Source organism: Pseudomonas sp. BIGb0164, assembly GCF_024810135.1.
Taxonomy (GTDB): Bacteria; Pseudomonadota; Gammaproteobacteria; order Pseudomonadales; family Pseudomonadaceae; genus Aquipseudomonas.
In genome coordinates, this window is record NZ_JANUEA010000008.1 from 16,478 (window position 1) to 29,616 (window position 13,139).

Here is a 13,139-nt window from a genome sequence, read left to right on the forward strand (position 1 = left end):
GCTAAGGCCGCGCGCCGTCTAGGAGAGATTTGCCCGGCGCCACGCTCTTGACCTGCGGCAGGCGTGCCGGAAACAACCGGCGAGCCTCCAGCACATTGATGCCCACCATCAACCAGAACAGCGCCACCATCACCACGGCAAAACTGAAGTAGTGGTCGAACAACCCACTGACCAGCGCAGAAAGAATCCCTGCGGTACTGCCCAGCCACAGCGCATTGTCCTTGGTCAGCCGGATCGGGCCTTTTTCAGGGCGCGCTTCACGCCACCAGCGCACGGTCACCGCGACAAAAAACAGCATGCCGGCGATGCCGGTCTTGTAGATGAAGTTCAGCCAGAGGTTGGAAATCCCTAGGAAGTGCGTGCCGGGCACCGGTGGGTCGACCTTGAAGCCAATCCCGAACGGATAGGCCGCCATGGCTGCGGGGAACATGCGGTACTCGTCAAAACGCACTTCGGTACTGGCGTTGCTCGACGAGAAAATCGTTGCCAGACGGTCTTGCAACGGCGGGTACGCCATCACCAGCGCCACGGTCAGCGCCGCGCCGATCATCAACAGACGCCCGGTGTACGGCACACGTCGCGTGGCCATCCACATCAGCACCAGCGCCAGGCTGACCATTGCGCCACGGCTACTGGCCAACAGCAGGGCTGCGGCGCCGAGGCACGCCACGCCCAGGCCCAGTGCTCGCTTCCAGCCCTGTTCGGTCATGCCGAAGCAGAACGCCAGCGGCAGCAGCAATGCCATGATTCCGCCGATGGCGTTCGGGTGCATCCACGGCGAGCCCATGCGCGAAGACATCGCCTCAAGGCCGAATTTGAGCATCTCGAAGTTGCCGTAGTTGAACACCGCCAGGATCGGCGCAATGCCTGCGCCGGAGCGTGTGCGCACGAACACGGCGATCGACAGCACCAGCATTGCCAGGGAACCCAGCAACAGGGCAATCACCAACGATTCGCGCTGTTTGTGTTCCGTCAGCAACTTCGCGCAGAGGAACACCGCCGACAGGCTCAGCAGCCAGCGCAGCCAGTTGGCCACGCCACTGGTGTCGGCGTGGATGGTCACCTGGCCGACGATGAACGGGAACACGCTGAACAGCATCAGCCACAACAGCATCTGGTCGGTGGGGCGACGGGTGAGGCTCGGTGTGTCGGGCAGGCGCGCCAGAAAGTTGTGCCACAGCACCGCGCCCCAGGTCAGGGCCAGGATCGCCTCGCTGACCGTACTGCGAATGCCCAGGTTGACCGTCGAATACGGCATGAAGGTGGCCACCCCGGCAAACAGCAACAGGCCCCACAGGGGAAAGCGCAGGATGGTCACCGCAGCCGCCAGGCCGATCACCGCCAGGAACGCCTTGGCCGGTGACAGCGCCAAGGCGAGGGCACCAAAAAGCAGGCCGAACAGGATCGCGACGAGGCTTGCCAGGGATAGTCTCACTTCAATTCCTCGATCAGTTCGGCCAGGCGCCGACGGTACGCCTGGCGGTTGAAACGCTCGGCCCATTGGCGTCGTTGCTCGGGCGATTGTTCATCGGGCCTCTCGCACAAACCCACCATCAGCTGCACCAGGGCCGGGCCGTCGGTGGGCGAAAAGCGCGGCGCCGACGGCGGGGTGATTTCATCCAACGACGTGCCGCTGGCCACCGCCACCGGCGTGCCGACACTGAGGGCCTCGATCACCGGCAAACCAAAGCCTTCGGCGTAGGAGGGCTGCCACAGGCGTGAGGCCTGGCGGTACAGCGCGTGCAGCTCGGCGTCCGACACACCGCTCAACGCGCGGATGCCCGGCAGGTTGCGTTGGGCTTCGGGCAAATGGTCGAGGCTGCCCACCAGCACCAATTCCGGCACGCCCGGCGACTGGCGACGCGCCTGCTGCCAGGCCTCCACCAGGAACGGTACGTTCTTGCGCAATTCACGGGTGCCTACCAACAACCAATAGCGTTCGGGCAGTTGGCGCGCGGTGAGGTCGGCTGCCAATTCGACAAAGCCATCGACCTGATTGGGCAGCACACGGATCTTGCCGGCGGCCTTGGGAAACAACCGCGCGGTTTCATCGGCGCTGTACTGCGACGGTGTCCACACCCGGTCAGCGCTGTGCACCGCGTAGGCAATCGACAGGCGATCGCTGGTCTTGTAGATCAACGCCTTCAAGCGGTTGGCGTGGTAGTTGTTCAAGGTGATCTGGAACAGGTCATGCAACAGCACCACCGTGCGCAAGCCTTTGGGCTTGGGCGGCAACGGCAGGCCCATATTGAAGGTGCTGATGTACAAGTCGATGTGATGCTCGCGCAACGCACGCGGCAGGAAGCCCGCCTCGAAACGCAGGCGATTGTGCGGTTGGTGCATGGCGGTCTTCGCGCAGCCCCAGGCCGGGCAGTGGGCCTGCAAGCGGGTTTCATCGCCCAGGGGCGCCACGGTGAACCGCGCCAGCTCGATCTGCGGCAACGCACGCAGGGCATCTTCCAGGGCATACACCTGGCGGCTGATCCCCGATTGCGGCGACGTGCCGACGGTGCGGTAATCCAGGCCTACACGCATGCGGGCTCCTTTTGCTCGAGTGGCGACAGGCTGGCGTACACCTGCTCCAGCTGGCTGGCCGCCACACTCCAGTCATGGGCGCGGCGCACATAGGCGCGCCCGGCTTCGCCCATGGGCGCGGCGGCGTCGGGAAATTGCAGCAGGCGCACCACCGATTCCGCGAGGCTGGTGGCGCTCTGGCCGCCGAGGTAGTCCAGGCCTTCGACCAGGTCCAGGCCGGACACGCCTTGGTCGGTGCTCGCCAGCGGCAGGCCGGCGGCCAGGGCTTCGAGTACTTTCAATTTGGAGCCGCCGCCATGGCGCAACGGCGCAAGGAACACCGAGCAGCTCGATTGCAGGTTCAGCAGGTTTGGCACAAAGCCTTGCCACTCAATGCGCGGGTCCTTCCAGCGTTCGCGCCAACTGCCCGGCATGCCGAAACCACACACGCTCATGCGCGCCTCGGGGCAACGCTCCCAGACCTTGGGCAGAATCTCGTCCAGGGCCCATTCGATGGCGTCCACGTTCGGGGCGTATTCGTAGTTGCCCAGGAACAATACACGGCGTGTCGACGGGTCGGGACGGGCCGCGGCAAAGTGATCGCAATCTACTCCATTGACCACCACCGGCACCGCTTTGCCGGCGATCTTTTCCAGCACCTGGGCGTCCGTGTCGGTGACCGCCACCACCTGCGCCGCCTGGCGCATCACCCGGCGTTCCCAGCGGGCATAGCGCCATTGATCGTAGCGAATGAACGGCAACGCCCAACCCGGCAAACGGTCGTAGGTGGCGGCGCCAAGGGCCGACTCCACGTTGTGTTCGGTCAGCACGAACGGCTGGGATTTGCGTAGCAGCGTGTCTTCATAGGGCTGGAAGGTGTAGCTGTGTTCGATCTGCACCACGTCCCAATGCTCGTTGAGCAGCTGGTTGAAGGTGTCCTGCAGGGGGCCCGACAAACCGTTCACGCTGGCCAGCAGCGGGTAGGGCGCAAACAGCCCGGCGACCAAGGTCTTGAAGCTGCGCAGTGGGCGACGCGGCAGGATGATCAGTTGTTCGAGAAACGCCTCCAGCACCTGGCGATCGGTGAGCGACACTGGGTGTTTGTCATGCAGCAGCAAGGTGATCCGATGCCCACGGGCGGCCAGGCTGCGCAGCAGGTGGAACTGGCGCGTCTTGCCACCGCTGGTGGCGGGCCAGGGCGAGTAGGGCAGGATCCATAGAATGCGCATGGCGGGCTTCAATCCCATAACAGAATTTGCAGGTTCGACTTGACCGGTACGGTCAGGCCGTTGGTGCCACTCACCGGGGTTTGCGTGCCGCGCAACGGGTCGTAGAGGGTGGCGCTGGTCAAGTTGGGCAAGTGCGCGCTGCCGCCTTCGGCCGACCAGAAGAACCACAGCTTGTGCCCGTCGGCGCGGGTCCAGCCGATGCTGAACAGGCCGTCGGGCAACTGGTCGGCGGTGGGCGGGTCGCCGGGGGTGAGTTGCGGGCCGCTCACATCGAGGAAGTTCTTCAGCGCGGTGTAGGCCGGCTTGGGGTTCGCGTCGATGTCCAGCAAGCCGTAATACTGGTCACGCACGCTGGCGCGTTGGTCGAGGTCGCTGAGGGTGAACAGGAAGATCTTGTCGTAATCCATCGCACTCATCAGCGCCACGCGCCGCACGATGTAGTCGGCCTGGCCCTGCTGGGTGATCAGGTCCTGGGCGTCCTTGGGCCCCGGGTAGGTGGACCAGCCCCATTCGGTGCTCCACAGGGTTTGCACGCCTGCACCACGCAACGCTTGATTGAGTGTGGTGGTCTTGCTGATGAAATCCAGGTTGGACGGGTCGTTGCCTTCGGGCAGTTGGGTGTAGGGGTGATAGGAAATGGTGGTATTGAGGCTCGCCACCCCCAACGCGCCGAGTGCACTGAACATGGTCTGGCCGTTGGGCATCTCACTGAAAAACGCCATGCCTGCGGCCACCACGGGTTTGTTCGCGTCCACGGCGCGCAATGCAGCCGCGGTGGCGGTCAGCAGGGTGGCGTAACCGGCCGGGTCGGCCACCGGGCGCCAGAAGCCGAGCAGGTTGGGCTCGTTCCACACCTGCCAGGCATTCACGCTGGGGTAGCGCTGGGACAGCAACGCCATGCGGTTGGCAAACAGGTTCGGGTCCTTGGGTGGGTACTGGTCCTGATAGGGCGCACCCACCGGCGCGGTGGTGGCGAAGGGCGCCGAGCCCACCAGGTAGAACACCGACTTGAGCTGGTTGGTTTGCAGGTTGCCCACCAGTTGATCCAGCGTGGCGATCTGGTACTGGCCCTGCGCAGGTTCCAGCTGATCCCAATGCAAGTCCAGGCGCACCCACTCCAGGCCCAGCGCCTTGAGACGGTCGATCTGCTTCTGGTAGAGCGTGGGGCTGAACCACAGGAACTGCGCGTTCACCCCCAGGAAGTCTTTCCACACCACCACCTTGCTGCCCTTGAGCACATGGTTTTCGGCGTCGGCCTGGCGCCCCCACAGGAAGGCGGTCAGGCCAAGGGCGGCGATGACGGCAAGGGTGGCCAGGTAGGTGCGTTTACGCGCCATAGGGAACTCCCGCAATCGCCTGCTCGAACAGCTGCTTGAATTTCTGCGCGGTCAGGGGCCACAGGCGTTCGCGGCCGATTTCCCCGGCGCGTTCCGCCCAGTCCCGAGCCAGCAACGGCGTGCGCGCCAGGCGCAACAACTGCTCGCTCAACGCCGCCACATCGCCCTCGGGGAAGATCGCACCGTTGCCGCTTGCCACTTCTTCGGCAAACGCGCGGGCGTTGGAGGTGATCGCGCCGCGCCCGCAGGCCGTGGCCCAGGACAACGCGCCACTGGTGCCACGCTGGCGGCCCAGCAGGCCGAGTTTTTTCGATTCACGGTACGGCAGCACCATCACATGGTGCGCCTGGATGGTCTGTGCGATCTCATCGGCCGGCAGGTTCAAGCGCCAGTCGATCACACCCGTCAGGCCCAGTTCGGCGATCTGGCTGTTCAGCTGTTCCAGGTAGTTGCCGCCCGCACCAAACGCCATTTCAGGGGCAGTGCCACCGGCCAGGGTCAGGCGCACACGGTCACGCAATTCGGGGGCTTGTTTGAAGACGTCGGCCAATGCCTGCAACAGGTCTTCAATGCCTTTGCCACGGTAGATAAACCCAAAATACAGCAGGTGCAAGGTGTCCAGCGAAGGCAGCGGTGCCGGGGCAATGGCCAGGTTGGCGTGGTTGATCACCGCCACCTTGCCGGCCGGCAACTGCATGCGCTCGCCCAGGCAATCGGCGCCCAGGCGAGTGAGGGTGATCAGGCGCGTGAGGCCTTTGGCGACCTGGCGCTCTTCGCGCAACGTCAGCGGGTCGGCCAGCACCACCGCCGCTTGCGGCAACGGGCTGGGCAGGCGTTCCAGCAGGTTCAACGGGAAGGGCAGGCGTTCGCGTCGCCACACGATGCGCTCCGGGTCATGCACGGTGGCCGTCAGCGGCAGGTTGGGGTAGGCCTTGCGCAGTTCGCGCAGGGCCAGGAACTCACCGAGCCGCCCGCCGCCCAGTTCGGCGTGGACCAGGTCCACGCTCTGCCAGTCGAAGCCACCGAGAGCCCGCTGGACCGCCTCGCTGTTGCCTTCCACGCCCGCCAACGGTGTCGCCACCGTCACGCCCACTTGCTCCAGGGCCGCCTTGAAATGGTTCGCGTAGTCGGCGATCCCGTTTTTTTCCGGCGGCAAAGGAGCGAGTAGGGCGATGCGCATCAGAACGCCCCCCGGTACTTGGCGATGGTGCGGAGTACCTTGGCCGGTACTTCGAACTTGCGACGGTTGATGATGATGCCGTCCACCTTGCCGAACGCGGTGTTGAGGATCGACAGCGCGTGTTCCACCACCGGCACCGTGCTTTTCTGGGCTTCCACCACCAGGCCGATCAGGTCGGCACGGCGCAGGGTGATAAACGCATCGCGGTTGTCCAGCAGTGCCGATGCATCCAGCAATACCACCTCACCCGGCTCGGCCGCCGCCTGGCCGCCGACACGGACGTTGATACCGTTCTCCTGCAGCAACAGGCGCAGTTGCTCCACCACAAAGGTTACCCCTTCGCCGTGTCGCGCCGAGGTCAGCCCGAGGGTCAGGCCATGGTCGGCAATGCGGTCAGGCTGCAGCAGGCTGTACAGCCGATAGATGCTGGCGTTGAACGCGTTGGTACTCTGCGCGGTGGTGGTATCCAGTTCCGGCAGGGTGGTCCACAGCGGCAGGCCGAACTTGCGCTCCACCAGGCCGCCGTCGTGAATACGCTGGTCCAGCAGGTAGCACAGGTAGATCACCAGCAGCCCGACGACGATGGCAAACGGGATCGCCAACACCAGCATCACCAGGGTTTTCGGGAAGATGCGGCCCGGGTTCAGGGTGGCTTCTTCGATCACCGCGATGTTGCTGATCTGGCTGTTGTCCAGCTCACGGTCGATGCGCGATTTTTCCAGGTTGTCCACGTACAACGCGTAGTTGCGCTCGGTGGTGTTCAGCTCGCGGGAGAGGCGGGCCAGCTCCGGTTCAATCTCCAGCGCATCCTTGCGTTGCGCTTCCAGGTTCACCAGTTGTTTCTGTTGTTGAACCAGCTGGGTGCGCAGCGCCAGGTTGTTGCTGGTTTCATCCAGCAGCACACGCTGCAAGTGGATTTCCAGGGTGTTTGGCGCGCGGTTTTCCGAGCTCTGCACGGTGTTGCTTTCACTGGCGACCTGCACCCGCATGGCCTGGATCGACGCATCCAGGGCTTTGACCGGCGGCGCGTTGTCCGTGTAGGTGCGCATCATGTCGGCCTTTTCCAGCAACTTCTGGTTGAGCAGGCGACGCAAGTCTTGTTGTTGCGGGTTGAGCGCGATCTGGCGAACCGTGGTCACTTCCTTGGGCTGGCCCTTGAGTTGCTCACGGGTGCTGGCGATGGCGCTGTCGGAGGAGGCGATCAACCGTGTGGTGTTGAAGGTTTCGCCACGCAGCACGTTGATGCGCTCGGACAGGTCTTCCAGGCGATCGGTGATGCTCGCTGCGCCGATTTCATTGAGGTGCGTGAGGATCTGCTGCTTGTAGCTCTTGATCTCGTTGGCGCTGGTGTTCACCTGGCCTTCATAGAACGCGTACAGGCTCTTGCGGCCCAAGGCCTCAGTGCGTTCGGCGATGTAGGTTTCGACCCAGTTCTTGACCACGGCCTGGGCGATTTCCGGGTCGCCCCATTTGAAGCTGATGTCCATCACCGTGGAACCTGCGGCGTGGCTGACCTCGAAGTTCTTCTCAAGGCTGGCGGCCAGGCGCTCCACCGGCGTGGTCTTCTCGACGATGCCGACGGTTTCCAGCACCACGCGCAGGCCATCGAACACGCTACCGACACCGGCCTTGACGTAGTACTTGGTGCGCTTCCAGAAGCCTTCGGGCGGTGGCGCGTTTTCGATGATTTCCAGGTAATGCTCGGCCACTGCACGCACGATCGGGCGCCCGGTCAGCAGGCGCTCTTCGTCGACAATCGGGTCACGCTGGGTGCTGGGCATCACCAGCGCCTGGCGGTTGCTGATCTCGATCGGCAGGGTTGAGTCGCGGCCTGGCTTGACCAGCAGGCGTGCGGTGGATTCGTACTTGGCCGGCAGCAGGAACGCCCCCAGCAGGATGATCACCAGCGCCGCGACGGCCGCCAGCTTGAACTCGTGCCGGAAGATGAAGAACAGGCGCAGAAGATCACGAAAAGAACGGATCTCGATCATGGGATGTCGCTCCTTTAGTTATTGCCGCCGCTGGTTTTGGTGTAGTTGTAGCCAACCCCAATGGATTTGGTGAACGGGATCAATTGGTTCAAGTAGGTATCCACTCCCTGGATGCGTTCGCCCACGTTGGATTTAGGCACGAACACCACGTCGCCCCGTTGCAGGCGTACCGGTTTGCGCCCGTTCGGGCCGGGTTTGAGGTACTGGCTGAAATCCAGGAAATAGGCGTGGTAGGCGCCCTGGGCATCCTCGCGCAGCAAGGCGACCATGCTGGCATCGCCCGAGGGGTTCACCCCACCCGCACCGATGATGGCTTGCTCCAGGGTGTTGGCCGTGCCGATCTGCACCGCCGTCGGGTTGTTCACCGCGCCGCCGACGATCACCGAGTTGCCCGGTGCCTGGTTGATGTTCACCGTCACCCGAGGTTCGCGGTAGACCGGGGCAAGCTTGTTGCTCAGCTCCGTCGCCAGCTCCGAAGGCTGGCGCCCGGCAACCTGGATCGGCCCCAGGAACGGGTAATTGATCTTGCCGTCGGTTTGCACCGTGTACAGCGTCAGCTCGTAGATGGTGCTGACGTTGAACGCCGACAGCGTCGGCATCTCCCCGGCATCACGCACGATGCGCAATTGGTCGCCGACGCGGATGCGTTCCACGGCCTGGGGCAGTTGTGCCAACTGTTCGAGGGCGCGCTTGCCGTCCTCGACGGCCTGGCCATCCGGCCGGACGATGCGCGCAGGGGTATTGCAGGCGGCCAAGGCAATCATGGCCAGGACGAGCAGGGTTCGTTTCATCAATTGGGACTTCCTGTTGGTCATGATGCTCACCTCCAATAACCGGGGAACATGCTGATGCGCCGCTTGAGGGCGAGGGGGAGCCGGCGTTCCAGGTGACCCAGCCGGTAGCCGAGCAACTTGAACGCGCTGCGCACCAGTACTTCGGGTACGCGGTGCAATGCACCGGCTGCGCGTAACGCCGCGAGCTCAGCCAGTACATAGCGTTTACCTTCACCGCCCGCGTCGCCAAAGGCCTGACGGATCCAGGGTTCGCGACCGTAGAACACGCCAATGTCGAAGTAGCGGTGAAACTCATCCATGAGTCGGTAATCGTGGGAGTGGTACACCCGCGCCGAAGCGGCGTAGCGCACCTTGTAGCCTTCCAGCAGCATGCGCGCGGCCACGTAGGCGTCTTCGCTGCCGATCACATCGGCGGGGAAGCCTCCGACGGCCTGCAAGGCGCTGCGTCGGTACACCGAAAACGAATCGGAGCTGAAGCAGGTCTTGATCCCCAGTTCCGGCGCATCGGCCAGGCTTTTGCTGCGGCTCTGGTCCGGGTAGTTGAAGTGCCGCGATTGCGCGCCCAGCACCCCGGCACCCGGGTGCGGCAGCTGACGGCCGTAGGCCACGCCGTTGAGCGGGTCTTGCTGCAGTTCGTCAAGCAGGTTGGCGAAGGTGTCGGGGGCGGCCGGGATCGCATCCTGGGTCATCACGATCAAGGCCTCGCCCTCAACCTGCTCGCTGGCCCAACGCCGCGTGCCGCCGTGGTTGAAATCACGGGCGTCGATCACTTCGACCCGCGCGCCAAACTCACGAAAGCGCGCCACGGTGTCATCGCTGGAGGCGCTATCGACCACCAGCATCTCGTCCGGTTGCAGGCTTTGCATCTGCAGCGCCGGCAGCAGTCGCGCCAGGTGACTGGACGCGTTGCGGGTCGGGATGATCAACGAGGTGCGCATATTATTTTTTCACGTCGAGGGGCGCGCGCCCGTAGATGTCGTCGAAGCGTACGATGTCGTCTTCGCCCAGGTACTCGCCGCTCTGCACCTCGATCATCACCAGGTCGATGATGCCGGGGTTGGTCAGGCGGTGCTTGTGCCCAGCCGGGATGTAGGTGGACTCGTTGGCGTTGATCAGGAATTCGCGCTCGCCATTGGTGATCTGCGCTGCGCCACTGACCACCACCCAGTGTTCGCTGCGGTGGTGATGCATCTGCAGCGACAACGACGCCTGGGGCTTGACCACGATGCGCTTGATCTTGAACCGGCTGCTTTCCTCCAACACGGTGTAGGTGCCCCACGGCCGGGTGACGGTGCGGTGCAGGCTGAACGCCGGATGGTTCTGGCGTTTGAGTTCGGCAACGATGTAGCGCACATCCTGGCTGCGGTTGGCATCGGCGATGAGCAGGGCGTCCGGGGTGTCCACGATGATCAGGTCACGCACGCCGACGGCGCCAAGCACGCGTTTGGGTGAGTCGATGTAGCAGTTGTGCACGTCATGCAAAATCGCTTCGCCATTGACCTGGTTGCCATGGGCGTCGCTGGAGGTGAGCTGGCGCAGGGCTTCCCAGGAGCCGATGTCGCTCCAGCCGATGTCGCACGGCACCACCGCCACTTGCTTGGATTTTTCCATCAGCGCCACGTCGATGGAGATATCCGGCGCGCTGCCAAAGGCTTCGGCCTCCAGCTCACGCTGGCGTGAGGTCTTGTTCTGCAGGCTCTGGCTGTGTTCCAGCGCGGCGCTTGCAGCGCTGAGCACGTCCGGCGCATGGGTGGCGAGTTCGTCCACCAGGGTGCTGGCCTTGAAGCAGAACATGCCGGCGTTCCACAGGTGCTTGCCGCCGTCGAGGTAGGCCTGGGCGGTGGCCAGGTCAGGTTTTTCGACAAAGCGTTTGACACGGTTGCCGGTGTCCAGCGCTTCACCTTTTTCGATGTAGCCAAAGCCGGTTTCCGGGTGGTCGGGCTGGATGCCGAAGGTCACCAGGTAGCCGGCCTCGGCGAGGTCGCGGGCCTGGGTCACGGCGTGGGCGAACGCCACTTCATTGAGGATCAGATGGTCGGCGGGCATCACCAGCAATTGGGCGGCGTCACCAAAATGTTCCTGCACGTGCAACGCCGCGACCGCGATGGCCGCCGCCGTGTTGCGACCGAACGGCTCCAGCAGCAGGTCCAGGGGCAGGTGCGCCTTGTTCACCCCACGGTAGTCATCGAGGGTGCGAAACAGCAGGTCACGGTTGGTCACCGTGAGCACGCTTTCCACGCCGGGCAACTTGGCGGCGCGCTGGAAAGTCTTTTGCAGCAGGCTCTGGCCGTCGCGCATGCGCATGAACGGCTTGGGCATGTTCTGCCGGGACACCGGCCACAGCCGCGTGCCCGAACCACCGGAAATAATGCAGGGAATCAATCCGTTGAGGGTATTCATCAATAGACCTCCTTGGTGGACAGGACGGCGGGGACCGTCATGAAGACGATGTACAAGTCAAACCACACCGACCACTTGGAGATGTACTCCAGGTCGTACTCGACACGTTTCTGGATCTTGAACAGGGTATCGGTCTCGCCCCGGTAACCGTTGATCTGCGCCCAACCGGTGATGCCCGGCTTGACCCGGTGCCGCGAGCTGTATTCGCTCACCGCCACTTCGAACGGAATGCCGGCGGCCTTGGTCGCCGTGGCGTGGGGGCGCGGGCCGACCATGGACATGTTGCCCAGCAGCACGTTGAACAACTGCGGCAGCTCGTCGATGCTGGTCTTGCGGATGATGCGGCCCACGCGGGTGATGCGCGGGTCTTTGCGGGTGGTCTGCTGCTCGGCGGTGAAGTCGCTCTGGTCGGTGAACATCGAGCGGAACTTGAACACGCGGATCTCGTTGTCGTTGTAGCCATAACGGTTCTGGCGGAACAGCACCGGGCCTTTGGAATCGAGCTTGATCGCGATCGCCGTCGCGAGCATCACCGGGGACAGTGTTATCAGTGCCAGGCTGGCCAGCAGCAGGTCTTCACAACGCTTGATAAACGGCGACCAACCCCGCAGCGGCAACTGCGAGGTGTTGAACATCAGGATGCCGCCCACGTCGGTGATGCGGCTGTGGCCGTAGCGCAGGGCCGCCATGTCGGGCACCAGCATCACGTTGACCGACATTTGCCGCAGGCGATTGACCAGCCCATGAATGCGCTGCTCGGCGGCCCAGGGCAGGCAGATCATCACTTGATTGACCTCTTCGGAGCGGATCAGTTTTTCCAGGTCGCGGGTGTTGCCCAGCAACGGCAGGTTGCTTAGCTCCTTGGGAATGCGTTCGGTGCGGTCATCGATGAAACCGATCAGGCCGGAGCGGATGTCGCCGTTGCGCTGCAGGTGGTCGGCGACGTGCACGGCGGTGTCGGTGAAGCCCAGGATCACCGTGCGTTGCAGGTATTTGCCGTTGCGCATCAGGTTGCGGTACAGGCGCAGCATCACCAGGCGTTCAACGCACAGCAGGCCCAGGCTGGCGAAGTACCAGGCGGCCAGGTTATGTGGGTTGAGTTGCGGGAACATCTGCAGGATCTGGTACATGAACAGCAGGATGCAAAACGCCGCCGTCCAGGCCACTACTTTGGTGCGCAGGCGCAGACGATTGCTGAACAGCTCTTCGGAATAGATGCCCATGGCCTGGAACATAATGATGGTCATGACCGCGAAAAACAGCAGCAGGCCGAGGAAATGAGGGCGCATTTCGGGGTCCATCGGGTCGAGGAAATACACCAGGACCAGCGGTGGCAAGATGGCCGTCAGGCCATGGATCAACTTGACGAAAACAACAAAGAACTCAACAAAACCGGCGCGCGTCAAAAACAGGCTATCGACTGACGACTTTTCTCGCATAAAACATCCCTCATTGCACTCCAGGCTCTCTGCTCGGCTGTTTGATCAATAAGGCAGCGAACTGCTTTAGAGCGCGAGTCGAACTACGGCTACTCTGGGTAAAACGCAACTACTCCATCCTGGACGGAGGAAACCTGCGGGGTAGTGACTTAAGGAGTGTTCCCTGTGTATTGCTTAGTCAACGAATTGACGATGGTGCGGAGGCGGTGTGCTAGACACGTTAATTAATCTTTTTTGCGGCATTTTATTGACTTT

10 protein-coding genes are annotated in these 13,139 nt (G+C 63.2%); all 10 read right to left on the bottom strand.

Annotated elements, in window-relative coordinates:
- Position 1: 1 nt before the first annotated feature.
- Genes M2394_RS20805 through M2394_RS20850 form a run of 10 tightly spaced genes read right to left on the bottom strand, consistent with a single transcriptional unit; the run spans position 2 to position 12,884 of the window.
- On the bottom strand, positions 2-1,435 hold the full coding sequence (locus tag M2394_RS20805; RefSeq protein ID WP_259174376.1) for an O-antigen ligase: 1,434 nt from the start codon (positions 1,433-1,435) through the stop codon (positions 2-4).
- Positions 1,432-2,535, bottom strand: coding sequence for a glycosyltransferase family 1 protein (locus M2394_RS20810; protein WP_259174377.1), 1,104 nt, complete (start codon positions 2,533-2,535; stop codon positions 1,432-1,434). The genes M2394_RS20805 and M2394_RS20810 overlap by 4 nt, the downstream gene beginning before the upstream one ends.
- On the bottom strand, positions 2,526-3,743 hold the full coding sequence (locus M2394_RS20815; RefSeq protein WP_178925958.1) for a glycosyltransferase family 4 protein: 1,218 nt from the start codon (positions 3,741-3,743) through the stop codon (positions 2,526-2,528). Before M2394_RS20815 ends, M2394_RS20810 begins: the two co-directional genes overlap by 10 nt.
- Positions 3,744-3,751: 8 nt before the next feature.
- A complete protein-coding gene (locus M2394_RS20820) occupies positions 3,752-5,080 on the bottom strand; it encodes a GH39 family glycosyl hydrolase (RefSeq protein ID WP_259174378.1) in 1,329 nt (442 codons plus the stop codon).
- Entirely contained in the window at positions 5,070-6,260 is a 1,191-nt protein-coding gene (locus M2394_RS20825; protein WP_259174380.1) for a glycosyltransferase, read from the bottom strand. The genes M2394_RS20820 and M2394_RS20825 overlap by 11 nt, the downstream gene beginning before the upstream one ends.
- Positions 6,260-8,251 (bottom strand): exopolysaccharide transport family protein, encoded by a 1,992-nt coding sequence (locus M2394_RS20830; RefSeq protein WP_259174381.1) that lies wholly within the window; start codon positions 8,249-8,251, stop codon positions 6,260-6,262. The genes M2394_RS20825 and M2394_RS20830 overlap by 1 nt, the downstream gene beginning before the upstream one ends.
- 14 nt (positions 8,252-8,265) lie before the next feature.
- The gene (locus M2394_RS20835) at positions 8,266-9,042 is read right to left on the bottom strand and encodes a polysaccharide biosynthesis/export family protein (protein WP_178926065.1); all 777 of its coding nucleotides are present in this window, start codon (positions 9,040-9,042) and stop codon (positions 8,266-8,268) included.
- Positions 9,043-9,071: 29 nt separating this feature from the next.
- Positions 9,072-9,983: a glycosyltransferase family 2 protein gene (locus M2394_RS20840; protein WP_259174384.1), complete on the bottom strand. Its 912-nt coding sequence runs from the start codon at positions 9,981-9,983 to the stop codon at positions 9,072-9,074.
- Between the two features lies 1 nt (position 9,984).
- Positions 9,985-11,445, bottom strand: a complete 1,461-nt coding sequence (locus M2394_RS20845) for a mannose-1-phosphate guanylyltransferase/mannose-6-phosphate isomerase (RefSeq protein WP_259174386.1) — start codon at positions 11,443-11,445, stop codon at positions 9,985-9,987.
- Complete coding sequence (locus M2394_RS20850) at positions 11,445-12,884, bottom strand: undecaprenyl-phosphate glucose phosphotransferase (RefSeq protein WP_259174393.1); 1,440 nt, start codon at positions 12,882-12,884, stop codon at positions 11,445-11,447. The genes M2394_RS20845 and M2394_RS20850 overlap by 1 nt, the downstream gene beginning before the upstream one ends.
- Positions 12,885-13,139: the final 255 nt, after the last annotated feature.

Coding starts and splice junctions, on each gene's coding strand:
- M2394_RS20810 (WP_259174377.1), bottom strand. CDS start 2,535: ATGCGTGTAGGCCTGGATTACCGCACCGTCGGCACGTCGCCGCAATCG.
- M2394_RS20815 (WP_178925958.1), bottom strand. CDS start 3,743: ATGCGCATTCTATGGATCCTGCCCTACTCGCCCTGGCCCGCCACCAGC.
- M2394_RS20820 (WP_259174378.1), bottom strand. CDS start 5,080: ATGGCGCGTAAACGCACCTACCTGGCCACCCTTGCCGTCATCGCCGCC.
- M2394_RS20825 (WP_259174380.1), bottom strand. CDS start 6,260: ATGCGCATCGCCCTACTCGCTCCTTTGCCGCCGGAAAAAAACGGGATC.
- M2394_RS20830 (WP_259174381.1), bottom strand. CDS start 8,251: ATGATCGAGATCCGTTCTTTTCGTGATCTTCTGCGCCTGTTCTTCATC.
- M2394_RS20835 (WP_178926065.1), bottom strand. CDS start 9,042: ATGAAACGAACCCTGCTCGTCCTGGCCATGATTGCCTTGGCCGCCTGC.
- M2394_RS20840 (WP_259174384.1), bottom strand. CDS start 9,983: ATGCGCACCTCGTTGATCATCCCGACCCGCAACGCGTCCAGTCACCTG.
- M2394_RS20845 (WP_259174386.1), bottom strand. CDS start 11,445: ATGAATACCCTCAACGGATTGATTCCCTGCATTATTTCCGGTGGTTCG.
- M2394_RS20850 (WP_259174393.1), bottom strand. CDS start 12,884: ATGCGAGAAAAGTCGTCAGTCGATAGCCTGTTTTTGACGCGCGCCGGT.